This window comes from Streptomyces verrucosisporus, assembly GCF_017114865.1.
GTDB lineage: Bacteria > Actinomycetota > Actinomycetes > Streptomycetales > Streptomycetaceae > Streptomyces > Streptomyces fenghuangensis.
The window spans coordinates 1-22,649 of the sequence record NZ_JADEYH010000016.1; the positions used below are offsets into that span (position 1 = coordinate 1).

Annotated in this window: 20 protein-coding genes; 4 read left to right on the top strand and 16 right to left on the bottom strand. The window is 72.8% G+C overall.

Going from position 1 to position 22,649, the window contains the following annotated elements; all coding sequences use genetic code 11:
• Positions 1-57: 57 nt before the first annotated feature.
• The 6 genes from gatA to IQ279_RS17765 form a co-directional block, all read right to left on the bottom strand.
• On the bottom strand, positions 58-1,560 hold the full coding sequence (gatA, locus tag IQ279_RS17740; protein ID WP_206349545.1) for an Asp-tRNA(Asn)/Glu-tRNA(Gln) amidotransferase subunit GatA: 1,503 nt from the start codon (positions 1,558-1,560) through the stop codon (positions 58-60).
• Between the two features lie 5 nt (positions 1,561-1,565).
• Entirely contained in the window at positions 1,566-1,862 is a 297-nt protein-coding gene (gene gatC / locus IQ279_RS17745; RefSeq protein WP_031505700.1) for an Asp-tRNA(Asn)/Glu-tRNA(Gln) amidotransferase subunit GatC, read from the bottom strand.
• 275 nt (positions 1,863-2,137) lie between these two features.
• On the bottom strand, positions 2,138-4,327 hold the full coding sequence (locus IQ279_RS17750; RefSeq protein WP_206349546.1) for a putative bifunctional diguanylate cyclase/phosphodiesterase: 2,190 nt from the start codon (positions 4,325-4,327) through the stop codon (positions 2,138-2,140).
• A 226-nt stretch (positions 4,328-4,553) separates the two neighbouring features.
• Positions 4,554-6,746, bottom strand: a complete 2,193-nt coding sequence (gene ligA / locus IQ279_RS17755) for an NAD-dependent DNA ligase LigA (protein ID WP_206349547.1) — start codon at positions 6,744-6,746, stop codon at positions 4,554-4,556.
• Positions 6,747-6,762: 16 nt separating this feature from the next.
• Positions 6,763-7,788 carry a methionine synthase gene (locus IQ279_RS17760; RefSeq protein WP_206349548.1) on the bottom strand — a complete coding sequence of 342 codons (1,026 nt, stop codon included), beginning with the start codon at positions 7,786-7,788 and terminating at the stop codon, positions 6,763-6,765.
• Positions 7,785-8,474: an SDR family oxidoreductase gene (locus IQ279_RS17765; RefSeq protein ID WP_206349549.1), complete on the bottom strand. Its 690-nt coding sequence runs from the start codon at positions 8,472-8,474 to the stop codon at positions 7,785-7,787. Before IQ279_RS17765 ends, IQ279_RS17760 begins: the two co-directional genes overlap by 4 nt.
• 218 nt (positions 8,475-8,692) lie before the next feature.
• Here IQ279_RS17765 and IQ279_RS17770 point away from each other — a divergent pair, with 218 nt between their 5' ends.
• A complete protein-coding gene (locus IQ279_RS17770; RefSeq protein ID WP_206349659.1) occupies positions 8,693-10,588 on the top strand; it encodes an NAD-binding protein in 1,896 nt (631 codons plus the stop codon).
• 28 nt (positions 10,589-10,616) lie between these two features.
• On the opposite strand, the gene IQ279_RS17775 is transcribed toward IQ279_RS17770, so the two are convergent.
• Positions 10,617-11,462 (bottom strand): class I SAM-dependent methyltransferase, encoded by an 846-nt coding sequence (locus IQ279_RS17775; protein WP_206349550.1) that lies wholly within the window; start codon positions 11,460-11,462, stop codon positions 10,617-10,619.
• Between the two features lie 189 nt (positions 11,463-11,651).
• Entirely contained in the window at positions 11,652-12,137 is a 486-nt protein-coding gene (locus IQ279_RS28095; protein WP_307792413.1) for an ATP-binding protein, read from the bottom strand.
• Positions 12,138-12,406: 269 nt separating this feature from the next.
• On the opposite strand from IQ279_RS28095, the gene IQ279_RS17785 reads away from it, so the two are divergent.
• Together IQ279_RS17785 and IQ279_RS17790 are read left to right on the top strand one after the other, a co-directional pair.
• Positions 12,407-13,261, top strand: coding sequence for a helix-turn-helix domain-containing protein (locus tag IQ279_RS17785; protein WP_206349552.1), 855 nt, complete (start codon positions 12,407-12,409; stop codon positions 13,259-13,261).
• 11 nt (positions 13,262-13,272) lie between these two features.
• The gene (locus IQ279_RS17790) at positions 13,273-13,473 is read left to right on the top strand and encodes a DUF397 domain-containing protein (protein ID WP_206349553.1); all 201 of its coding nucleotides are present in this window, start codon (positions 13,273-13,275) and stop codon (positions 13,471-13,473) included.
• A gap of 293 nt (positions 13,474-13,766) precedes the next feature.
• On the opposite strand, the gene IQ279_RS17795 is transcribed toward IQ279_RS17790, so the two are convergent.
• The 4 genes from IQ279_RS17795 to mnmA form a co-directional block, all read right to left on the bottom strand.
• Positions 13,767-14,585, bottom strand: a complete 819-nt coding sequence (locus IQ279_RS17795) for a serine protease (protein ID WP_206349554.1) — start codon at positions 14,583-14,585, stop codon at positions 13,767-13,769.
• Positions 14,586-14,858: 273 nt separating this feature from the next.
• The gene (locus tag IQ279_RS17800; protein ID WP_206349555.1) at positions 14,859-15,692 is read right to left on the bottom strand and encodes an RloB family protein; all 834 of its coding nucleotides are present in this window, start codon (positions 15,690-15,692) and stop codon (positions 14,859-14,861) included.
• Positions 15,689-16,969, bottom strand: a complete 1,281-nt coding sequence (locus IQ279_RS17805; protein ID WP_206349556.1) for an AAA family ATPase — start codon at positions 16,967-16,969, stop codon at positions 15,689-15,691. The genes IQ279_RS17800 and IQ279_RS17805 overlap by 4 nt, the downstream gene beginning before the upstream one ends.
• A 106-nt stretch (positions 16,970-17,075) precedes the next feature.
• Positions 17,076-18,239 (bottom strand): tRNA 2-thiouridine(34) synthase MnmA, encoded by a 1,164-nt coding sequence (gene mnmA, locus IQ279_RS17810; RefSeq protein WP_206349557.1) that lies wholly within the window; start codon positions 18,237-18,239, stop codon positions 17,076-17,078.
• A gap of 72 nt (positions 18,240-18,311) precedes the next feature.
• On the opposite strand from mnmA, the gene IQ279_RS17815 reads away from it, so the two are divergent.
• On the top strand, positions 18,312-18,998 hold the full coding sequence (locus IQ279_RS17815) for an N-acetylmuramoyl-L-alanine amidase (protein WP_206349558.1): 687 nt from the start codon (positions 18,312-18,314) through the stop codon (positions 18,996-18,998).
• Positions 18,999-19,030: 32 nt separating this feature from the next.
• Here IQ279_RS17815 and IQ279_RS17820 read toward each other — a convergent pair whose 3' ends face one another.
• The 4 genes from IQ279_RS17820 to IQ279_RS17835 form a co-directional block, all read right to left on the bottom strand.
• Positions 19,031-20,200, bottom strand: a complete 1,170-nt coding sequence (locus IQ279_RS17820) for a cysteine desulfurase family protein (protein ID WP_206349559.1) — start codon at positions 20,198-20,200, stop codon at positions 19,031-19,033.
• A gap of 107 nt (positions 20,201-20,307) precedes the next feature.
• Positions 20,308-20,784 (bottom strand): Dps family protein, encoded by a 477-nt coding sequence (locus IQ279_RS17825; protein WP_206349560.1) that lies wholly within the window; start codon positions 20,782-20,784, stop codon positions 20,308-20,310.
• Between the two features lie 290 nt (positions 20,785-21,074).
• Entirely contained in the window at positions 21,075-21,908 is an 834-nt protein-coding gene (locus IQ279_RS17830; protein WP_206349561.1) for a thioesterase family protein, read from the bottom strand.
• Positions 21,909-21,965: 57 nt separating this feature from the next.
• Positions 21,966-22,631, bottom strand: coding sequence for a trimeric intracellular cation channel family protein (locus IQ279_RS17835; protein ID WP_307792414.1), 666 nt, complete (start codon positions 22,629-22,631; stop codon positions 21,966-21,968).
• Positions 22,632-22,649: the final 18 nt, after the last annotated feature.

Genomic DNA, 22,649 nt, shown 5'->3' on the forward strand with positions numbered 1-22,649 from the left:
GGCACAGAAGCACGGCTCCATATGTCGTCTGCGGCCCGGCGGCCGCGCGTGCGACGCTCACAGCGAGGGCGCCTCCTCCAGCAGCGGGTGCCCCCAGCGTGCGTGGTAGGCGGCCTCGACCGCCGCTCCGACACGGTAGAGGCGGTCGTCGGCCATGGCGGGAGCGATGATCTGCAGGCCCACCGGGAGCCCGTCCTCGGGCGCCAGACCGCAAGGCAGCGACATGGCCGCGTTGCCCGCCAGGTTGGACGGGATGGTGCACAGGTCCGCCAGGTACATGGCCATCGGGTCGTCCGCCCGCTCCCCGATGGGGAACGCGGTGGTCGGCGTGGTCGGCGAGACCAGCACGTCCACCTTCCCGAAGGCGGCGTCGAAGTCGCGCTTGATCAGGGTACGCACCTTCTGGGCGGAGCCGTAGTAGGCGTCGTAGTAGCCGGAGGACAGCGCGTAGGTGCCCAGCATGATGCGGCGCTTGACCTCGGGGCCGAAGCCGGCCTCACGGGTGAGGGAGGTGACCTCCTCCGCCGAGCGGGTGCCGTCGTCGCCGGCGCGCAGGCCGTAGCGCATGGCGTCGAAGCGGGCCAGGTTGGAGGAGCACTCCGACGGCGCGATCAGGTAGTAGGCCGCCAGCGCCTTGTCGAAGGACGGGCAGGAGATCTCGACGACCTCGGCGCCCAGTTCGCGCAGCAGCTCCACCGACTCGTCGAAGCGCTGCATGACCCCGGCCTGGTAGCCCTCGCCGGCGAACTCCCTGACCACGCCGACGCGCAGACCCTCGACGTTCCCGTTGCGGGCGGCCTCGACCACCGGCGGGACGGGGGCGTCGATGGAGGTGGAGTCCAGCGGGTCGTGCCCGGCGATCGCCTCGTGCAGCAGTGCCGCGTCCAGGACGGTGCGGGCGCAGGGCCCGCCCTGGTCGAGGGAGGAGGAGAAGGCGACCATGCCGTAGCGGGAGACGGCGCCGTAGGTGGGCTTCACTCCGACGGTGCCGGTGACGGCGGCCGGCTGGCGGATGGAGCCGCCGGTGTCGGTGCCGATGGCCAGCGGGGCCTGGTGGGAGGCGAGCGCCGCGGAGGAGCCTCCGCCGGAGCCGCCCGGGATGCGGGTGAGGTCCCACGGGTTGCCGGTCGGGCCGTAGGCGCTGTTCTCCGTGGAGGAGCCCATGGCGAACTCGTCCATGTTGGTCTTGCCCAGGATCACCACGTCGGCGTCCTTGAGCCGCCTGGTGAGCGTGGCGTCGTACGGCGGGATCCAGCCTTCGAGGATCCTGGAGCCGACGGTGGTGGGCACGCCCTCGGTGGTGAAGATGTCCTTGAGCGCGAGCGGGACGCCGGCCAGCGGGCCGAGCCTCTCGCCGCGGGAGCGCTTGGCGTCCACGGTGCGGGCACGGGCCAGCGCGCCCTCGCGGTCCACGTGGAGGAAGGCGTGCACCTTCTCGTCCACGGCCTCGATGCGGGCGAGGTGGGCCTCGGTCACCTCGACGGCGCTCGCCTGGCCGGAGGCGATGCGCGCGGCGGTCTCGGCCGCGGTGAGCCTGGTCAGATCGCTCGAATGCGTCATGGCGTTCACTCCTCCCCCAGGATCTGCGGCACCTTGAAACGCTGCTGCTCCTGGGCCGGGGCGCCGGAGAGCGCCTGCTCGGGGGTCAGCGACGGACGGACCTCGTCCGGGCGCATGACGTTGGTCAGCGGCAGCGGGTGGGAGGTCGGCGGTACGTCCTCGTCGGCGACGTCGGAGACGCGGGCGACCGCGCCGATGATGTCGTCGAGCTGTCCGGCGAAGTGGTCGAGCTCTTCGTCCTTCAGCTCCAGACGTGCCAGCCGGGCGAGGTGGGCGACCTCCTCGCGCGTGATGCCAGGCATGCAGCGATTCCTCGGGGTGAGTGGTGGATCCTTCGGGGCTTGGCGGGCTCTTCCCGCCGTCCGCCCCGATCCTGTGACTCCTCCGTCTCCTGAGCGGGACGGCTTTCCCCCCGGCCTTCCGGCCGGGGCGCGGCCAAGTCCTGACCGCTGCCCGGAGGGCAGAACAGCATGCTAACAGTTTGGCCGCGGCGCACGGCGGTGCCGGGACGGGGGCGGAAGCGGTCCGTGCCCCCGTCCGTGCCCCCGTCCGAGCGCCCGGACGGAGTGCCGTGTACCTAGCGCGCGGGCTGCCCCCGGCGGCCCGGGGCGGTCTTCCCCGCCGGTCCCGGCAGCGCGGGGTGCGCCGCCTCGACCGGCGGCGGCGCACCGTCGCGTGCCCGCAGCCAGGCGGTGGCCTCGGCCGGGGGCATCGCGGCCGACACCAGCCAGCCCTGCACGGCGTCGCAGCCCAGGTCGCGCAGGCGCTCCCAGGTCTCGTCGTCCTCCACGCCCTCGGCTACGACGAGCAGGCCCAGGGAGTGCGCGAGGTCCACCGTGCAGCGCACGATCTCGGCGTCCTCGGCGTCCACCGCCAGGCGTGCCACGAAGGAGCGGTCGATCTTCAGCTCGCTCACCGGCAGTCTGCGCAGGTGCACCAGCGAGGAGTAGCCGGTGCCGAAGTCGTCCAGCGACATCCGCACCCCGTGGCCGGTGAGCGCGGCGAGGGTGCCGGCGGCCCGCTGCGGGTCCTCCAGCAGGACGTGCTCGGTGATCTCCAGCTGGAGCGCCCCGGCCGGGACGCCGTGGCGGGCCAGCCGGGCTGCCACCGATCCGGCGAAGCCGGGGCTGTGGACGTCGCGGGGCGAGACGTTGACGGCGACCGGCACGGTCAGGCCCCGGGAGCGCCAGCGTGCGACCTGGGCGAGGGCGGTCTCCAGCACGTAGTCGGTCAGGCGCGGCATCAGGCCGGAGGTCTCGGCGATGGCGATGAACTCGTCCGGGGGGACCCTGCCCCGCTCGGGGTGCACCCAGCGCACCAGTGCCTCCAGGCCGCAGACGGAGCCGTCGAAGGCGACCTTGGGCTGGTAGTGCAGTTCGACCTCGCCCGCGTCCAGGGCGCGGCGCAGGTCGCCCAGCAGGCCCAGCCGGTCGGGTGTGTTGCCGTCGCGGGCTGCCTCGTAGACCTCCACGCCGCTGCGGTCGCGCTTGGCCTGGTACATGGCGACGTCGGCGCGGCGCAGCAGGCCCTCCGCCTCGCCGGCGTGGTCGGGGAAGACCGCGACCCCGGCGCTGGCCTCCAGCTCCAGGGTCAGTCCGTCCAGGTCCAGCGGCGAACCGAGGACGCCGACGAGCGCGCGGGCGATGCGCTGGGCGCTGGTGGGCGAGTCGGCGAACGGGAGCAGTACGGCGAACTCGTCGCCGCCCAGCCGGGCCACCTCGGCGCCGCGGGGCAGTGCCGTCCGCAGCCGGTCGGCGATCTGCAGCAGCAGCCGGTCGCCCGCCAGGTGGCCGAGGGTGTCGTTGACCGACCGGAAGCGGTCGAGGTCGATGAGGACGAGGGCGGAGCGGGCGCCCAGCCGGTCCGCCTCGTCCAGGGCGGACCAGGTGCGCTCCAGAAGCCACTGGCGGTTGGCGAGCCCGGTGAGGGGGTCGCGCAACTGCTCCTCGGCGCGGGCGCGGGCGATCCACAGGGCGGAGTCCAGCGAGACCAGCGGCACGGAGAACAGCGGCAGCAGCAGCGGCATGTGGACGGCGACCACGACGATCAGCGGGGAGATGGCCAGCAGCGCGAGTGCGACCAGTCCCTGCCGCGCCAGGGCGGTGCGGGCGACGGTGGGCAGACCTCCCTGGCGCGGGGCCAGGATGTACCACAGCAGCGTCCGGGTGACGAGCAGGTAGGCGGCGGCAGCCAGGAGGACCTCGGGGAGCGCGTACAGGCTCCAGGCGGCCGGGCGCCAGGGCTGCTCCACCGAGGGGTGCACGCCGAAGCCCGCCAGGCACAGCGCCGCGGCGCCGATGCCGAGGATGTCGACCGCGCCGTTCCGCAGCGCCTGGCGCCACCGGTGCCGCCGGGCCGCGCCGACCAGGACCACCACAGCGAGGCTGACCAGGGTGGCCGGGATCCAGCCGTACAGCAGCAGGATGGCCAGGGTGAGGGCGGCGCCGGAGCCGGTGCCGCCCCACCAGCGGTCGCGGCCGAGGGCGACCAGGTGGCCGACGATGAGGCCGGTCAGGACGGCGAAGGACCAGCCCACCGTGCCGCTGGGGAAGAGGGCGTGTCCTTCGGAGACCACCTGGTGGATCCCGGCGGCCAGCGCGACGGCGGCGACCGCGACGACCGCGCGGGAGAGCCCGGGCACCTCCGGTGGGACGGCGCGCTGCGGCTTCGGCGCGCCGTCGGGGCCGTCGCCCGGCGGGGCGGTGGTCGGTCGGGGCCGCCCGTGGCGGAGCCACTGCCGTCCCCGGTCCCGGGGTTTGTGCTGCATGCGCGTCCCTCTCACAGCCGTCGGTGCCCACGCCACGGCAGGCGCACCCCGTCAACAGTAGGACGCGGGCGGCCGGCCGGGCAGTGATCGATCGGGGTTGCCCGAATGCCGACCGGTCGATCGCGTCCGTCTGATAAGCGCCGTGCAGCCTCTCCTCATCACTCGGTCAACGGCATTGGCCGAAAAAGGATTTGGCGGCGGTGCCACCACCGCCGCCAACGCCCCGTCACTCGGCGGGCTGCTCCGCGGCGGGCTCGACGGGGACGACGGCGGCCTCCCGGGCGGCGTCGGGCCCCTGCTCCAGCAGGACGGCGAAACCGTCGTCGTCCAGGATCGGGACCTTCAACTGCACGGCCTTGTCATATTTCGATCCAGGACTGTCGCCCGCCACAACAAAACCGGTCTTCTTTGAAACAGAACCGGTCACTTTCGCTCCCAGGCTCTGCAGCGCCTCTTTTGCTCCATCCCGCGTGTACGACCGCAGGGTCCCGGTGACCACCACGGTGACCCCCTCCAGCGGACGCGGCCCCTCCTCGGCGCCGCCCTCCTCCTCCATCCGGACTCCGGCCGCCCGCCACTTCTCGACGATCTCGCGGTGCCACTCCTCGGCGAACCAGGCCTTGAGCGAGGCCGCGATCGTCGGGCCGACCCCCTCGGTCGCCGCCAGCTCCTCCTCGGACGCCTCGGCGATCCGCTCCAGCGAGCGGAACTCCCTGGCCAGCGCCTCGGCCGCCACCGGGCCGACGTGGCGGATCGACAGCCCCGTGATGATCCTGGCCAGCGGGCGCTCCTTGGCCGCCCGGATGTTCTCCAGCATCGCCAGCGCGTTCTTCTTCGGCTCGCCCCTGAGGTTGGCGAAGAAGGTGACGACCTTCTCCTCCCCCGTCTTCGGATCCCGCTTGGGCAGACCGCTGTCCTGATCCAGCACCAGGGACTTGATGGGCAGCAACTGCTCGACGGTGAGGTCGAACAGATCCCCCTCGTCCCGCAGCGGCGGTGTGGCCGGCTCCAGCGGCTGCGTCAGCGCGGTGGCCGCCACGTACCCGAAGTGCTCGATGTCCAGGCACTTGCGCCCCGCCAGGTAGTAGAGCCGCTCGCGCAACTGGCCCGGGCAGGAGCGGGCGTTGGGGCAGCGCAGATCGACGTCCCCCTCCTTGGCCGGTTTCAGCCCGGTGCCGCACTCGGGGCACGCGGCGGGCATCACGAACTCCCGCTCGCTGCCGTCCCGCAGATCGGCGACGGGGCCCAGGATCTCGGGGATGACGTCGCCCGCCTTGCGCAGCGCCACGGTGTCCCCGATCAGCACGCCCTTGGCCCTGACCACGTCCTGGTTGTGCAGGGTGGCGAACTCCACCTCCGAGCCGGCCACCGTCACCGGCTCCACCACGGCGAACGGCGTGGCCCGCCCGGTGCGGCCGATGCTCACCTTGATGTCCAGCAGCCTGGTGTTGACCTCCTCCGGCGGGTACTTCCAGGCGATCGCCCAGCGCGGCGCCCGCGAGGTGGAGCCCAGCCGCCCCTGGAGGGGGATCTCGTCCAGCTTGACGACGACCCCGTCGATCTCGTGCTCCACCGAGTGGCGGTTGGCGCCGTAGTGGGCGATGTACTCCCGCACCTCCCCGACGGAGCCGACCACCCTGGCGTGCGCGGCGGTCGGCAGACCCCACTCGTGCAGCAGCTCGTAGGCGTGCGACAGCCGGTCGATGTCGAAGCCCTCGCGGGCGCCGATGCCGTGCACCACCATGCGCAGCGGGCGCTCCGCGGTGACCTTGGGGTCCTTCTGCCGCAGCGAACCGGCCGCCGCGTTGCGGGGGTTGGCGAACGCCGGCTTGCCCGCCCCGACCAGCCGCGCGTTCAGATCCTCGAAGCGCTCCATGGGGATGAACACCTCGCCGCGGATCTCCACCAGATCCGGGATACGGTCCCCCTTCAGTCGCTCGGGGATCTGCGCGATGGTGCGGACGTTGGGCGTGATGTCCTCCCCGGTGCGCCCGTCGCCGCGGGTCGCGGCGCGCGTCAGCCTGCCGTGCTCGTACGTCAGGTTGACCGCGAGCCCGTCCACCTTCAGCTCGCACAGGAAGTGGTAGGGCACGCCGCCCAGTTCGCGCGCGATCCGGTCGGCCCAGGACGACAGCTCCTCGTCGTCGAAGGCGTTGTCCAGCGACAGCATCCGCTCGCGGTGCTGTACGGCGGTGAACTCCGTCTCGTAGGAGCCGGCCACCTTCTGCGTCGGCGAGTCCGGCGTGGCCAGCTCCGGGTACCTCGCCTCCAGCTCCTGGAGCTCGCGCATCAGGGCGTCGAACTCGGCGTCGCTGACGACCGGCGTCGTCACGTAGTACCGGAAGCGGTGCTCGTCGACCTCCTGGGCCAGCCGCGCGTGCCGCTCGCGCGCCTCGCTGTCCGGGCTCACCGTCTCCATGTATCCAAGCCTCCCGTTACTCAGGGTCGTTTACGAGCGAGCGTGCGGCCCGGACACAGTGCGCGAGCGCGGCCCGCGCGTAGGCCGGCGAGGCGCCGGCCAGACCGCAGGCGGGCGTGACGACCACCGATCGCGCCAGCAGCTTCGGAGACAGCCCGAGCCTGCGCCACAGCGTCCTGACACCCATGACGCTACCGGCAGGGTCTGACAGTGCGCTCGAGTCCGGCTCCACCGCCGGGACCGCCCCGGCGAACAGCGCGGTGCCCGCCTCGACCGCCTCCCCGACCGCCTCGTCGTCACGCTCGGTGAGTATCGAGAGGTCGAAGGAGATCCCGTCCGCGCCCGCCCGGCGCAGCAGCCCGAAGGGCACTCCCGGAGCGCAGGAGTGCACCACCACGGAAGTCCCCTCCACCGCCTCCCGGGCCGCCCCCACCACCTGTCGCAGCGCGCCCTCGGCCACCCCGCGGTCCACGGCCGGATGGGTGCGGTAGCCGCTGGCGGTGGGCACCCTGCCCAGCAGCACGGCCGTCAGCGACGGCTCGTCGAGCTGGAGGACGACCCGGGCCCCCGGCACCCTGCGCCGTACCTCGGCCAGGTGGGCGCGCAGCCCCTCGGCCAGGGACTCGGCCAGATAGCGGCAGGCGCCCGCGTCGCCGAGCATCGCCTCGCCACCGCGGCGCTCCAGCGACGCCGCCAGCGTCCACGGCCCGACTGCGGACACCTTCAGCGCCCCGGTGTACCCCTGGGTGAACTCCTCCAGCGCGTCCAGGTCCTCCCCCAGCCAGGACCGGGCCCGCCGGGTGTCGCGCCCGGGCGCGTCGCCGACCCGCCAGCCGCTGGGCTCCAGGCGGGCGTACAGCTCCACCAGCATCCCGGCCGTGCGCCCGATCATGTCGGCGCCGGGCCCGCGCGCGGGCAGCTCCGGCAGGTACGGGAAGTACTCCAGGCTGCCGGTGACGGTCCTGGCCGCCTCCCGGGCGTCGGTGCCGGGCATCGACCCGACGCCGGTCGCGGCCCCCTCGCCCCACACGTGCTCCCTCACGCCGACGGCCTCACCCTCAGATCGGTGATCTCCGAGCCCGCGGGCAGATCGAGGGCGGTCAGGACGGCGGTCGCCACCGCGGACGGGGGGATCCAGCGCGCCGGGTCGTACTCCCTGCCCTCCTGCCGGTGCACCTTGGCCTGCATGGGCGTGGCGGTGCGGCCCGGGTAGACGGAGGTCACCCGCACCCCGGCGGCGCCCTCCTCCGCGCGCAGCGAGTCGGCGAGCGCCTTCAGCCCGTGCTTGCTGGCCGCGTACGCGCCCCAGTCGGCGTTGGCGTTCAGGCCCGCGCCGGAGTTGACGAAGACCACGTGGCCGTGCGCCGGGCGGAGCTGCGGCAGCAGCAGCCGGGTCAGCTCGGCGGGGCCGACGAGGTTGACCGCCAGAGTCGCGTTCCAGACCTTCGGGGTCAGCTCCCCGACCTTCCCCAGGTCCACCACCCCGGCGACGTGCAGCAGCGAGTCCACCCTCTCCGGCAGTTCCTGGTGGGACAGCGCCCACGACAGCCGCTCGGGCTCGGCCAGGTCCGCGACGAGGGTGCGGGCGCCGGGGAAGCGCTCGGCCAGTTCCCTGGCGCGGCCCGCGTTCCGCGCCGGCAGCCACAGCTCCTCGCCCCGCTCCCGCAGGCGCTCGGCGATCTCGGCCCCGATGCCGGAGCCCGCCCCGGTGATCACATGCGTTCCCATGCGCGACATCGTCCCATCCGCCGTCCCCGGTGGCGGGAATGGTGCCGTCCACCGCGGCGGGCGTGGTCGAATGAGGCCTCATGGCCGCTCCCGTACCGCAGCCCCCTCGGCCGGAGCCCTCCGCGCCCGCCCACGCCGCCGTCCCCGTCCCCGCCGCTCCCGTTCCCGCCGTCCCTCCGCAGGGCGGCCCGCGGCGGGGCGACGGGCGCTCGGGCCACATGGTCGTGTGCGGCGACAACTCGCTGTCGCAGCGGCTGGTGCGCGAACTCGCCTCCGTCTACGGCCAGAGGGTCACCGTCGTCCTGCCCTCGCTGCGCGGCGGCGACCAGGGCCCGCAGATCGCCGCGCTGGTCGGCGACCGGCATCTGGACGTACGGGCGGTGGAGGCCCAGATACCCGACGACGAGGCGCTGCGGGAGGCGGGCATCGAGCACGCCGCCGCGCTGGCGCTGACCTCCGGCGACGACCAGCTCAACATCCACACCGCGCTGCGCGCCCGCCGCATCAACCCCGAACTGCGCCTGGTCATCCGGATGTTCAACCGGACCCTGGGCCACTACCTGGAGGACCTTCTCGACCGGACCATCGCCGCCCGCGTCCCCGGCCTGGACCAGAGAGCCGTGGACGCCTCCACCACCGTCCTGTCCGACGCGGACACCGCCGCCCCCTCCATGGTGGCGGCGGCCGTGGTCGGCACCAGCAAGGTGATCCACGCCGGCGGGCTGCTGCTGCGGGCCAAGGAGCGCACCGTCGGCACCGCCGGCCGCCGCGACCCGCTGTGCACCCTGGCCCTGCTGCCCGACGCCCCGGACTCCGACGAGGGCGACGTCTACCCCGACCCCGAGGACCACGACGGCCCCGTGCTGCTGCCCGACCCGCGCGAGCTGGAGGGTCTGCCCGACGGGCGCGGCACCGTCGTCCTGGAGGCGATCACCCGCCGTCCCGACCGGGCCGGTGCCCCGGCTCCCCGGGTGCCGAGACTGCCGGTGGGCAGCTTCTTCTCCCGGAAGCTGCGGGCCGCCCTGCTCGGGCTCACCGCGGTGGTCGTCCTGCTCGCCGCCGCGAACTGGTACGTCACCCGCGAGACACCGCTGCACGCCGCCTACATCACCCTGCTCAACGTGATGTCCATCAACGAGCCCGAGCTGGAGGGCAGCACCGGGGAGCAGGTCCTGCAGCTGCTGGGCGGGCTGGCGGGCACCGCGCTGCTGCCGCTGATGTTCGCCGTCGTGCTGGAGAGCTACGGCACCTTCCGCCGGGCCGCCACCCTGCCGCCCCCGCCGCGCGGCATCGAGAGGCACGTCGTCCTGCTGGGCCTGGGCAAGGTCGGCACCCGTGTGCTGGACCAGCTGCTGGAACTGGGCATCCCCGTGGTGTGCATCGAGCGCGACGACGAGGCCCGCGGCATCGCCACCGCCCGCGCGCGCCGGGTGCCGACCCTGATCGCGGACGTCACCGAGGACGGGGTGCTGGAGGAGGCGGGGATAGCGCGCAGCCGCGCCCTGCTGGCGCTGACCAGCGACAGCGGCACCAACCTGGAGGCCACGCTCTACGCCCGCCAGGTCAACCCCGACCTGCGGGTGGTGATGCGCCTGTTCGACGACGAGTTCGCCGCCACCGTCTACCGCACGCTGCGCGACACCTACCCCGGCGCGCAGACCCGCAGCCGCAGCGTCTCGGCGCTGGCGGCACCGGCCTTCGCCGGCGCCATGATGGGCCGCCAGGTGCTGGGCGCCATCCCCGTGGGCCGCCGGGTGCTGGTCTTCGCCGCGGTCTCGGTGGAGGGCAACCGGCTGCTGGAGGGCCGCACCGTCGGCGAGGCGTTCCGCCCCGGTTCCTGGCGGATCCTGGCCCTGGACACCGCCCCGCCCGACCGCCGCCGCGCCGATCTGGGCTCCCTCACCTCCGGCGCCCGCACCTACACCCTCACCGGCGACCTCGCCTGGCGGCTGCACGACGGCTACGTGCTGACGGCGGGCGACCGCGTGGTGGTGGCCGCCACCCGCGAGGGCCTGGGCGTCCTGCTCTCGGGCGAGGACCCGCTCGGAGCGGACACCGGTGGCGCGAACGGCGCCGGCGGCGCGGGGGCGGGGAGCCCGGCCCCCGCACCGTGAACCACGCCGCCGCCCGCCCCGGCGCGCGCTACACCGGGCTGCGCTCCGGTTCCGGTCCGCCCGCCGCCGCCCGGTCCGGGGCCGGAAGGGTGACGCGGATCTTGGACTGGCCGTGCGGGAGCCGCTCCCAGTCGTCCATGAGACACGCCGTCAGGTCGTGGCTGGCCGCGAGGTCGACCAGCGTCTCGGTGCGGTAGTAGAAGTCCTCGCGCAGCACGTGGTGTTCGCGGCCCTCGGTGCGGTCGAAGGTGAAGTCGAAGAAGCCGCCCGGCGCGAGGACCCTCCCCACGTTCTCCAGGCACTGGTCGATGACATCCAGCGGCGAGTGGGAGAAGACGCTGTGGGCGTGGACGACCGTGAAGTGGTTCTCGGGCAGGAAGTCGAAGGTCAGGTCGTCGGCGATCGCCAGATGGGGCAGCTTGTCCTGGAGCCCGTAGCGCACCACGGTCCGCTTGGCCTCGACGAGGATGTCGGGCGAGATGTCGATGCCGTAGTAGTGGCCCGGCTCCAGGTGGTCGATGAACAGCCGGCCCGCCCGCAGGTTGCCGCAGCCGATCTCCAGCATCCGGTCCTCCGGCCTCAGCCCGTGCTCCATCAGATAGTCGAACTGCATCTGCCCGAGGGCCAGCCAGCGGTCGTGCGACGGCCGGCCGCCGACCGCCGCCTCGGGGCTGCGGGCGGCGTCGGAGGCCATCACCGCCCGGTAGTAGCCGATGTGGTCGCCGCGGTACCTCGCCCGCAGCCAGGCGTCCCGGGCGGTCCGCCGCAGATGGGCGGGGACGCGTCCGGGGTGGGCGAGTGCGTAGCGCGCCTTGTGCGTGAGGGCGGCGCGGTTCCGGGAGAGCTTGGAGTCGGACGGATTCCTGGCTCCCATGAGCACCTCCGTATCGCTGAGTGACGGAACGGACGCGCACCGTGCATCCGATCCGTCCGGTTGATCCGAATGGTCAGTGTTCCCCGCACTCCGCCTGATCACAACCGATACCGCACCGGGCGGGCCCCGGCCGGAGAACGTGCGGACACCGGCCGAGGGAACACCCGGTGCACCGCGCCCGCCGCTCCGTCAGGCGGCGGGCACCAGGTCGGACGGAGGCGGAGGCCCGCCCCAGAGCAGTTCGAACCAGACGGTCTTGCCGGCCGGCCCTCCCGGTCCGGCGGAGCCGCCCTCGGCCGGGCGGTCGCCCCAGCGGTCGGCGAGCACGTCGAGGATGAGCAGCCCGCGCCCGCCCTCCCGGTCGGGAGACGGCGGGGACGAGGACGGCACGGGCACCCCGCCGGGCCCGGCGTCCCACACGCTGACCCGCAGGACGGGATGGAGCCACCGCAGCGTCACGGCGGCGGCGTGCTCGCCGTACCTGACGGAGTTGGTGGCCAGCTCCGAGGTCAGCAGTTCCGCCCGGCCGGCCAGTTCGGGCAGCCCGTGCGCGGTCAGGACGGCCCGCAGGGTCCTTCTGGCGATCCCCGGGCCGCGCGGGTCGCGGGGGAAGCGCAGTTCGTACTCCCAGGGTTCGGCGAACGGGATCGGCTTCGGGAACGGTGGCGTGCTCACGCGGTCCTCCGGTGGGATGTGAGGGCTGGTCGCGCCGCCGGGCGGCCGGTACACGGGGCGGTGGCCTGCCGTGCGCCCTCCCGGGCAGGGCGCACGGTGCGCTTCCGCTGCGCGCTCGGCGGTGCGGCGCGGTGCTGTGACCCACAAGTTAGGGCAGAACGACTCACAGGTGAGCCAAAGAACCACGAAAGAGTGAAACATTGGTTGACTCACTGGAGCGCTCCGCGCACCGCTGGAAAACTGTCCACGCTCACGGCGAGAGAGGACAGATGGCAGCCCGGAACACCCCTACCGCACGTCAGCGCCGCCTGGCGACGGAGATGCGCAGACTGCGCGAGCAGGCCGGTCTCTCCACCACGCAGGCAGCCGCCCTTCTCGGCTCCGACCGGACGATGGTCTCCAACATCGAGGCCGGACGGACCGGACTCAGCGGAGAGCGGGTCCGCCAGATCGCATCCCTCTACCGCTGCCCGGACCCGGCACTCGTCGATGCCCTGGCCGCCATGGCCGGAGGCCGTCGGAGTCACTGCTGGTGGGAGGAGTACCGAGGAAAACTGCCGGACGGATTCCTCGACGTCTCGGAGATCGAGCACCATGCGGCCCGGATCCGCACCGTGCAGACGGTCCACCTACCAGGTCTGCTGCAGACCGAGGACCACGCCAGGGCGCTCTTCGAAGTCGTCGTACCCGAACTGTCCCGCCTGGAGGTCGAGTTGCGCGTGGCCCACAGACTGGGCCGCCAGGCCGTTCTGGGCGGAGCCGACCCGACCCCCTACTCCGCCGTCGTCCACGAGACCGCACTGCGCATGCGGTTCGGCTCCCGGAAGACCGTCATCGCCCAGCTCAGGCACCTGATCGAGGCCGGCGAACGGGATAACGTCACCCTCACGGTGATCCCCTTCCACGCCGGAGGCTTCCCCGGAGCGGACCAGTCCGTCCTGTACGTGGAGGGCGCGGTCCCACGACTGGACACCGTGCAACTCGACTCCGAGTTCGGTCCCGTCTTCATCGACTCCCCGACACCGCTGGTCAACTACCGGACGCTGTTGCGACTGATCGAGCAGCGCTCCTTGCCTCCGGCCGAGTCACGGGATTTCATCCACTCGATCGCCCGTGACGTGTGAGAGGAACAGCGGTGTCCGAACCCTCCTGGCAGAAGTCCTCATTCTCCGGCGGCGGCGGCAACAACTGCGTGGAGGTGGCCGCCGACGACGGTGACGGCATAGCCGTCCGCGAGAGCACCGACCCCGGCCGCGTCCTCACCACCGACCGCGCCGCCTTCCGCGCCCTCGTCCGGGGCGCGAAGGCCGGGGCGTTCGACCTTCTCGCCCAGTAGGGCCGCCCGGGTCGGTACTCCAGTCCGGTTGCGCGATCTCGCTGGTGGACCCGGCCGGAAACGCGTACGGCCACCGCACGGTCTCCGGGGGTCGTGCGGACCCATGAGAAACCGTGCGGTGGCCGCGGACCACGGTGTGGACCCTGCCCGCCCCGTCGGGAGATGCCGGACCGGGCCATGGCCAGGATCACGGGACGTTCCGGCCGGGTTGAGCCGCGGGCCGCTACCCGGGGCTTCCGGATGCGGCGGTCCCGTGACGGGTGGCGGACAGCGATGCATCGCCAGGAGCCGGCCTAACTCGGCCTCGTCGCGTAGACGGCGCCGGGGGTGTTCCGGAGAATCCATTCCAGGTAGGAGGAGACGCGGGTGTTCACGTCGGGGCTGCTGCCGGCGCAGCCCCTGCCGTGGGAGATGACGCCGACCAGGACGGGGTAATCGGCGTTGCGCTCGACGTAGTGGATGACAGGGCCGCCGTCGTCGTACGTACAGGGGCCCCGGCCCGGTGCGTAGGTGCAGATGCTGCCGGAAGTGACATACGGCCCGTCCCGGTCGACGCACTCGGCGTTGGTCATCGTGTCGAGTTCGGTACTCTGCAGGACGCTGCTCACCGGGCCGCCGAAACTGAGGGTGCCCCAGCCCATAGCCGTCACGGCGACGTTGTCGAAGCTGTCGGGCGCGTGTTCCCAGGGCAGGTAAGCCACATCGATCTCCCAGCTCGTCTGCACTGGCTCCATGAGTCGCACCAAGGCGATGTTGTTCGCCACGGTGTCGGGGGCGTAGTTCTCGTGAACCACGATGTCCTCGGCCCGGACCAACCGCGTGGCCTTGGTTTCACTTCCCGTGCTGTGGTCGTGATCGCCCAGCAGGACCGCCGTCGAAGACTCGTGCCTCCCCGCAACGCAGTGCGCGGCGGTCAGCACATACCTGGGGGAGATCAGTGTCGCCCCGCAGAACAGGCGCACCCGCTCGGTGTCGATCAGGCCGGCCATGAACCGGTGGTGGCGGGGATCCGCCTCCCATCCCCCGACGATGGCCGCGGCCGGTCCGGCCTGTGGGCCCGCCGCCAGGCACACGCCCATCAGCAGCACAGCCAGTTTTCTCTTCCAGCGCACAGCAGTTCCCTCCGCTTGCCCGACGCGTCAGACGACCATGGCATGGTCGCGCCAGCTCCCCAGCTGAGGGCACCGGTTTCCAGAAATCACCCGAACGGGTGACTGAGTAACCCAGAGCAATCAGCCCCCTTGCCGACACCGGGAAAAGGGCGCCCGGATCAACAGGCTTGCCGGACCGCGGGATGGACGGCGCTCCGAAGAGAGGACGAAGGGCGGCGTCCCGGAGGAACCTCCACAGGGCCGGACGGGACCGGGCCGGGGAACTCGCGGGTTTCAGGCGCGGTCCGTGCCGATTCCCAGTGCGGTGAGCAGTCGCCACACGTCGGTGGAGGGGTCGCGGCCGAGAGGATCGCAGTCGGGCGCGTGGCCGGTGAGCGCCGCCCATTCCGCGCAGTCCGGAGTCCGGTCCAGCTCAGTGGAGACGGTCTTCGCCGCTCTGTCGGCCGCCTTGGCCGAGCAGGCGCCGTGCGAGCACTGGGTGACCAGGCCCCGGGCGTTGCGGATCGCGTTGGTCTCCCTGCCCAGCAGGGAGGCGCCGCGCTTGCCGCCCAGCCCCTTGCCCCGGTCTCCGGACCCCTTGTCGTAGTCCGCGAAGCCGTCCGCGTCCCTGTGCCGGCGCAGTTCGTTCACCACCGTGCCGCTGCGGCCGTTCTCCCGGCTGGTCCAGTTCTTGAAGTGCAGTAGCAGCCACAGCTCGAAGGAGGGGTGGGAGAGCACGACCTGGACACCGCCCCGGTGAGCCTTGCGCAGGGCCCTCGGAATCTCCCTGTCCCGGTTGTCCTCGGTGTCGCGGTCGAACAGGACCCACTTCTCGTCTTCCGGCCCGGCCACGGAGAGCACCTGGTCCACGGCCTCCTCCGGACGCAGGCCGTCGGCGTGTCCGGGATCGCAGTAGTGCAGGTGGAATCCCCGCTCCCCGGAGCGCTGCCTGCCGTAGGCCTCGTTGAGCAGGTCGAGGTAGGCGGGCTCGGTTCTCGCCCCCTCACAGGCGATGTAGAGCACCCGGTGCGACCGGTCACCGTACGAGGCGACCGGTCGGCGTGGCGGGCCGCCCGGGGTCCGCTCCCGCCTGCGGCGGCGTCCCTGTTCCTTCTTTCCCCTGCTCATGCCGTCGCCTTCGGTTCCTCCTCGAGAACGGCGATCTCCCGTGCCAGCTCGCCCGCGGTGAGCCGGGGGATCCCGCCGTAGTGGCCGTGCAGGTAGCGGCGTTCCAGGTTCTCGTCCCTGCGGGCCTTCCGGGCCGCGGTGAGCGGGTACAGCGTGCTCTCCCCGGTGGCGTTCTTCAACGCGATCCACACCTGGTCGCGGTCCAGCGGGCGTTCCGCCACGGACGGACCGAGCAGTGTGGCGTCGTGGGTGGTGAAGACGAGCTGAGCGGTGTGGGGATTGGCGTCCCGGTCGTGGAACAGCCGAACGGCCTCCGCGGCCAGGCGCGGATGCAGGCTGGAGTCCAGTTCGTCGACCAGGAGCGTGCCGCCCCGGTCCAGGACGTGCAACAGCGGCCCGAGAAACGCGAACCAGGCGTGGGTGCCCAGGGACTCCTGCTCCATGAAGTCGAGGGGGCTGGTGCCTCCGCCGGGCGTGCGGTGCAGGAGCTGGACCTCTCCCGTCTCCGGATCGGTGGTGATACCGGCGATGCCCAGATCGGCCTTGACCAGCAGCCGGACGAAACGGTCGCGGAAGCGGCGGTCCGATCTCCCCTCGGTGAGCCTGTCACGGATCCACCGCGTCCGGTCCGCCTCGCCGGCCTGCGGGTCGGCCGCCCACAGGCTGTCCATGAACCAGCGGTGCAGTGGGGACAGCTGGGGATGGTTGAGGGTGGCTGCGACGGTGAGGAAGAGCGCGTTGGGCCGGGTGAGGGCCGTGTATTCGTCCTTGTGTCCCTTCAGCCCGGTTCCGGGGAATCTGAACTCCCCCCCTTCCGCACCAGGGCGTCCGGCCTCCCGGTCGAACCAGACCTGGCGCCGGCCCGAAGGATAGGCGTGCAGCCACTCCGCCTCCACGCGGTCGTCGGACACCTCGAAGCCGTAGGTGTAACGGACCGGGTCGTCGCCGAGCAGCAGGTCCACCTCGAAGAGACTGGTCTCCTCCTGCGCTTCGGGAGCAAGCGCGAAGGGCTCCCTCGGGATCCCCGGCTCCTTCGCCCAGTCCGCGAAGGAATCCAGCACCGCCCTGCGCATGAAGCTCATGGCGTGCAGTCCGTTCGACTTGCCGGAGGCATTGGCGCCGAAGAGGCCGATCACCGGCAGCACCTGGACGGGTTTCCCGTCGATGCGGACACCGGTGTCACGGCCGGTGCCCTCGTTGAACTCGGTGGCAACCAGCGACAGCTCCTGCTCATCACGGATCGACCGGTGGTTGGCCACCCGGAAACTCAGCAGCACGGCCGCCCTCCCTATCGAATGCCCCGACAGACATCTCAGGCTCTTTGGCGCGGGTAACCCGCACCAAAAAGCTTAAGGCGAGACTCCGGGCATCGCCAGGAAGGCGTCAACCCCGGCTGACGGCGGCAGCCGCGGCGCGGCGCTCGGTGGCGGCGATGGTGGCCGAGCCGACCACGCGGGTGCCGTCGTAGAGGACGATCGCCTGGCCCGGGGCGACGCCGCGCACCGGCTCGGTGAAGGCCACCTTCAGCTCGTCGCCGTCCGGACCGCCGGCCGGCTCGGCCGTCACCGGCGTCTCGCCGCCGTGGGCGCGCAGCTGGGCGGTGTACGTGCCCGGCCCGGTGGGCGGGGTGCCGCACCAGCGGGGGCGGATGGCCCGCAGGGCGACCACGTCCAGGGCGGAGGCCGGGCCGACGGTGACGGTGTTGTCCACCGGGGAGATGTCCAGCACGTAGCGCGGCTTGCCGTCGGGGGCGGGGTGGCCGATGCGCAGGCCCTTGCGCTGGCCGACGGTGAAGCCGTACGCGCCGTCGTGGGTGCCGAGCTTGTTGCCGTCCTCGTCGAGGATGTCGCCCTCGGCGGTGCCCAGGTGCCTGGCGAGGAAGCCCTGGGTGTCGCCGTCGGCGATGAAGCAGATGTCGTGGCTGTCGGGCTTCTTCGCCACCGCCAGGCCCCGGCGCTCGGCCTCGGCGCGGATCTCCTCCTTGGTGGTGGCGGTGTCGCCGAGGGGGAACATGGCGTGGGCGAGCTGCCGCTCGTCCAGCACGCCCAGCACATAGCTCTGGTCCTTGGCCATGTCGGTGGCGCGGTGCAGCTCGCGGGTGCCGTCCTCGCGCAGGACGACGGTGGCGTAGTGGCCGGTGCACACCGCGTCGAAGCCCAGCGCCAGGGCCTTGTCCAGCAGCGCGGCGAACTTGATCTTCTCGTTGCAGCGCAGGCAGGGGTTGGGGGTGCGGCCGGCCTCGTACTCGGCGACGAAGTCCTCCACCACGTCCTGGCGGAAGCGCTCGGCCAGGTCCCACACGTAGAAGGGGATGCCGATGACGTCGGCGGCGCGGCGGGCGTCGCGGGAGTCCTCGATCGTGCAGCAGCCGCGGGCGCCGGTGCGGAAGGACTGCGGGTTCGCCGAGAGGGCGAGGTGGACGCCGGTGACGTCGTGGCCGGCCTCCACCGCGCGGGCGGCGGCGACGGCGGAGTCCACCCCGCCGGACATGGCGGCGAGGACGCGAAGGCGGGGGGCGGGGCTGGGCGCACCGGTCGTGTCAGTCATAGCGCCTCCAGGGTACGGGTCCGGGTGCGCTCAGGCGGAACCGTACGGGTGTTCTTGAGCGTTGTGCTCGCCGTGAGCGAGAAAGATGCCCCCGGACACCGCCGGACGGACGGAAAGGGACGGCCGGTGGGCCGCCGCGCCCTGCTGGTCGGCGGCGCGGCGGCGGGACTGGGCGCCCTCGGGTACGCGGCCCGCGACGATCTGGCCCGGACGTGGTGGAGGGTGCCGGGCGTGAACCGGCCGCGCACCGAGGGCGAGGTGGACCACCCCGGGGCGGACTGGCTGCCGGCGTCCGAGGCGAACTGGCGGCGGGCCGACCGGCCCTACGACTACACCGTCGACCGGGTGGTGGTGCACGTCATCCAGGGCCCCTACGCGGTGGCCCTGAAGGTCTTCCAGGACCCTTCCCACCGCGCAGCGACCCACTACGTGGTGCGCACCTCCGACGGGAAGGTGACGCAGATGGTGCGGGAGCTGGACGTGGCGTACCACGCGGGCAACCGCGAGTACAACGAGCGCAGCGTCGGCATCGAGCACGAGGGCTTCGTGGACCGCCCGGAGACGATCACCGACGCCACCTACCGGGCCTCGGCGGCGCTGACGGCCGGGATATGCGACCGGTACGGCCTGCCCCGGGACCGCGAGCACATCGTCGGCCACGTCGAGGTACCCGGCACCGACCACACCGATCCCGGGCCGCACTGGGACTGGGAGCGGTACATGCGGATGGTCCGGGACGTGCCGGTCCTCAAGGACTGACCCGCAGAGGACGGGAAGCGGGCAGGGCGGGTCTACGACAGCCCGGCGCCGCGGGCGCGCTCCACGGCCGGGCCGATGGCGGCTGCCACGGCGTCCACGTCCGCCCTGGTGGAGGTGTGGCCCAGCGAGAAGCGCAGGGTGCCCCGGGCCAGCTCCGGGTCGGTGCCCGTGGCCAGCAGGACGTGGCTGGGCTGGGCGACGCCGGCGGTGCAGGCCGACCCGGTGGAGCACTCGATGCCCTGGGCGTCCAGCAGGAGCAGCAGCGAGTCTCCCTCGCAGCCGGGGAAGGAGAAGTGAGCGTTGGCGGGCAGCCGGCCGGCCGGATCGGGGTCGCCGCCCAGGACGGCGTCCGGCACGGCCTCGCGCACGGCCGCCACCAGCGCGTCCCGCAGCGCGCCGATCTCGCGGGCGAACTCCTCGCGCCGCCCGGCCGCCAGCCGCGCGGCGACCGCGAAGGCGGCGACGGCGGGTACGTCCAGGGTGCCGGAGCGCACGTCGCGCTCCTGGCCGCCGCCGTGCAGCAGCGGCGTGGGGGCCCACTGCCTGCCCAGCAGCAGCGCGCCGATGCCGTACGGGCCGCCGATCTTGTGGCCGCTGACCGTCATCGCGGCCAGATTGGAGGCGGCGAAGTCCACCGGCACCTGGCCTACGGCCTGGACGGCGTCCGCGTGCATCGGGATGCCGAACTCAGCGGCGATCGCGGCCAGTTCGGCCGTGGGCTGGAGGGTGCCGATCTCGTTGTTGGCCCACATCACGGTGATCAGGGCGATGTCCCCGGGCTTCTCCTCCACCGCCTCGCGCAGCGCCTCGGGGTGGACCCGCCCCAGGGAGTCGACCGGCAGCCACTGCACCCGGGCACCCTCGTGGTCGGCGAGCCAGTGGACGGCGTCGAGGACCGCGTGGTGCTCCACGGGGCTGGCCAGGACGCGGGTGCGGGCGGGATCGGCCGCGCGCCGGGCCCAGTACAGGCCCTTGACCGCGAGGTTGTCGGCCTCGGTGCCGCCGGAGGTGAGAACCACCTCGCTCGGCCGGGCGCCCAGCGCCGCGGCGAGGGCCTCGCGCCCCTCCTCCACCGTGCGGCGGGCCCGCCTTCCTGCCGCGTGGAGGGAGGAGGCGTTGCCGACGGGGCCGAGCTGGGCGGTCATCGCCTGCACCGCCTCCGGGAGCATGGGGGTGGTGGCGGCGTGGTCAAGGTAGGCCATGGTCAACCGATTCTACGAGCCGCCCGCGCCGGGACGAGAGCGAGGACCGGCCAGTGGACCGGTCCTCGCTCTCCCGCCCCGGAAAGCCGTGAGGCGGGCGGCCGTCCTCAGTCGACCTTGTGCTCGGCCTGGAACATCCAGTGGTGCTTCTCGAGGTCGGCGATGATCGCGATGAGGATGTCCTGGGTCACCGGGTCGGGCTTCTCCGTGGCGTCCATGCGCTCGCGCATCCGGTTCACCACGGAGGCCAGCGCGCCGACCATGACCTCGACGGCCTTGTCGTCCTGGTGCCAGCCGCTGTCCACCCCGGTGATGCCGCTGCCGGAGGCGAGTGCGGAGGCACGGCCGTCGGGGGCCAGGCCCAGGGCCGCGGCGCGCTCGGCGACGGTGTCGGAGTAGGTGCGCGCGGTGTCCACGACCTCGTCGAGCTGGAGGTGGATGGAGCGGAACCGCGGGCCGATCACGGTCCAGTGGACCTGCTTGGCCACCAGCGACAGATCGACCAGGTCCACCAGTGCGCCCTGCAGCGCCTCTCCGACGACCTTGAGGTCCTGGTCGGGCAGTGTGCTCTTCACGGCGTACATCCGTTGACCACCTTCACTTCTCTCACTGGGGAGCTTTGTCGCGCATGGCGATTTTCGTATTGTTCGTCCCTTTTCAGGCTACCCGTGAAGGGCTCCGCCACTCCCGCGCCGCCGGCCCCGCCGATCCGGTCGCGCACAGCGTTCGCGCCGGTCACGGCGGGTGCCGGGGCATCGGGGGCGACATCATCACGTGTGCCCCGCGCCGCCCGCCGCATGCGGAAGCGGCCCCGCACCCCTCCGTGAAGGGGGCGGGGCCGCGGATCGCGCGACGGAGGCGGTCCGGTCCGCGCTCAGGCCGGCAGGGCGCGGGCGAGCTGCCGGGACTGGGCGACCAGCCGGTCCTCGCTGTCCCAGACGTCGGCGTCCTCCTCCAGGAAGCCGCCGGCCAGATTGCGGGTGGTGACCGCCACCCGCACCGGCCCGGGGGCCGGACGGCGGCGGACGTGGACGGTCAGCTCCACCGTCGGCACCCAGCCGGACAGGCCCAGCTCGAAGGCGGTGGGCGGCAGAGCGTCCACCGCCAGCAGCAGGGAGAGCGGGTCGTGGTCGCGGCCGTCGGCCAGCCCGAACCAGCCGCGCATCTCGCCGCGCCCGCTGGGGGCGCCGACCGCCCAGCCGACGGTGGCCGGGTCCAGGCGCAGGTCGATCTGGTGGGTGATGGGCGGGACGGCGGACGGGTCCATGCCGTCCCTGGCCCCGAGGCAGCTCTCGTAGGGCGGGATCTGCGGCGGCTTGGCGCTGGTGCGGACGTCGTCGGGCAGCGCGGCCAGGTCCCCGTAGCCCGCCAGCACACGGATGCGCTCGACCTCCCGCCCTTCCTCGTCCCGCTGGAGCAGGGAGGCGGCGCCGGTGGACAGGGTGCGGCCGGCGCGCACGGCGGTGGTGCGTACGGTCGCCGGGCCGGGCCGGGAGGCGGTGAGGTAGTGCGCGGTGATGGTGAAGGGGTCGGGGTGCGGCAGTGCGTCGCCGAGGGCCCGGCCGAGCAGGGCCAGCAGGTAGCCGCCGTTGACGGCGTGCCCGATGGTCCACTGGGCGGAGAGGTCGGCGCCGTAGACGCCCTCCCCCTGTGCTGTGACGGCCGTGTCGCGATCGAACGCGCTGGTACCGATGGTTGCCTCGGTCATGGCAGTACACGGTACAGGCTTTTATTACCGGCTAGTAGCCAAGTCTCGGCACGCCTCTCACGCCTCCCCCTCGCTCTCCTCGGTCCGCCGGCTGCGGCGGTACCAGGCCCTCGGTGCGCGCCAGTTGTAGCGCAGGGCCAGCAGCCGCAGGACGAAGGCGAGGGCGGCCGCCGCTCCGCTGGTCACCCCGTTCAGCTCCCCGGCCCTGATCAGCAGCGCCACGGCCGTCGCCCCGACGACGGCCGGCACGGCGTAGACCTCCCGGTCCCAGCGCAGCAGCGAGGGCACCTCGTTGGCCAGGACGTCGCGCAGCACGCCGCCGCCGGCGGCCGTGGCCAGCCCCATGACGACCGAGGCGGTCAGGCCGAGCCCGTAGGCGTGCGCCTTGACCGTACCGGTGACGCAGAACAGGCCGAGCCCGGCCGCGTCGAAGACCATCACCGCCCGGTTGATCCGCTCCACCTGCGGGTGGAGGAAGAAGACCAGCACCGTGGCGGCCAGCGGGGTCAGCAGATAGCCGAGGTCGGTGAAGGCGGCCGGGGGCACCGCCCCGATCACCAGGTCCCTGAAGAGCCCGCCGCCCAGCCCGGTGACCGAGGCGAGCAGCGCCATGCCGACGACGTCGAAGTTCTTGCGGACGGCGAGCAGCGCGCCGGAGACGGCGAAGACGAAGATCCCGGCCAGGTCGAGCCAGTGCTGGACGGAAGGGGTGAACAGATCCACCCCCCGGTTGTAACAGGT

Bases quoted from the DNA above. Each gene is read 5' to 3' on its own strand.
- IQ279_RS17800 (WP_206349555.1), bottom strand. From the start codon at position 15,692: ATGAGCAGGGGAAAGAAGGAACAGGGACGCCGCCGCAGGCGGGAGCGG.
- mnmA (WP_206349557.1), bottom strand. From the start codon at position 18,239: ATGACTGACACGACCGGTGCGCCCAGCCCCGCCCCCCGCCTTCGCGTC.
- gatC (WP_031505700.1), bottom strand. From the start codon at position 1,862: ATGCCTGGCATCACGCGCGAGGAGGTCGCCCACCTCGCCCGGCTGGCA.
- IQ279_RS17820 (WP_206349559.1), bottom strand. From the start codon at position 20,200: ATGGCCTACCTTGACCACGCCGCCACCACCCCCATGCTCCCGGAGGCG.
- gatA (WP_206349545.1), bottom strand. From the start codon at position 1,560: ATGACGCATTCGAGCGATCTGACCAGGCTCACCGCGGCCGAGACCGCC.
- IQ279_RS17775 (WP_206349550.1), bottom strand. From the start codon at position 11,462: ATGGGAGCCAGGAATCCGTCCGACTCCAAGCTCTCCCGGAACCGCGCC.
- IQ279_RS17825 (WP_206349560.1), bottom strand. From the start codon at position 20,784: ATGTACGCCGTGAAGAGCACACTGCCCGACCAGGACCTCAAGGTCGTC.
- IQ279_RS17830 (WP_206349561.1), bottom strand. From the start codon at position 21,908: ATGACCGAGGCAACCATCGGTACCAGCGCGTTCGATCGCGACACGGCC.
- ligA (WP_206349547.1), bottom strand. From the start codon at position 6,746: ATGGAGACGGTGAGCCCGGACAGCGAGGCGCGCGAGCGGCACGCGCGG.
- IQ279_RS17750 (WP_206349546.1), bottom strand. From the start codon at position 4,327: ATGCAGCACAAACCCCGGGACCGGGGACGGCAGTGGCTCCGCCACGGG.
- IQ279_RS17770 (WP_206349659.1), top strand. From the start codon at position 8,693: ATGGTCGTGTGCGGCGACAACTCGCTGTCGCAGCGGCTGGTGCGCGAA.
- IQ279_RS17785 (WP_206349552.1), top strand. From the start codon at position 12,407: ATGGCAGCCCGGAACACCCCTACCGCACGTCAGCGCCGCCTGGCGACG.
- IQ279_RS17765 (WP_206349549.1), bottom strand. From the start codon at position 8,474: ATGGGAACGCATGTGATCACCGGGGCGGGCTCCGGCATCGGGGCCGAG.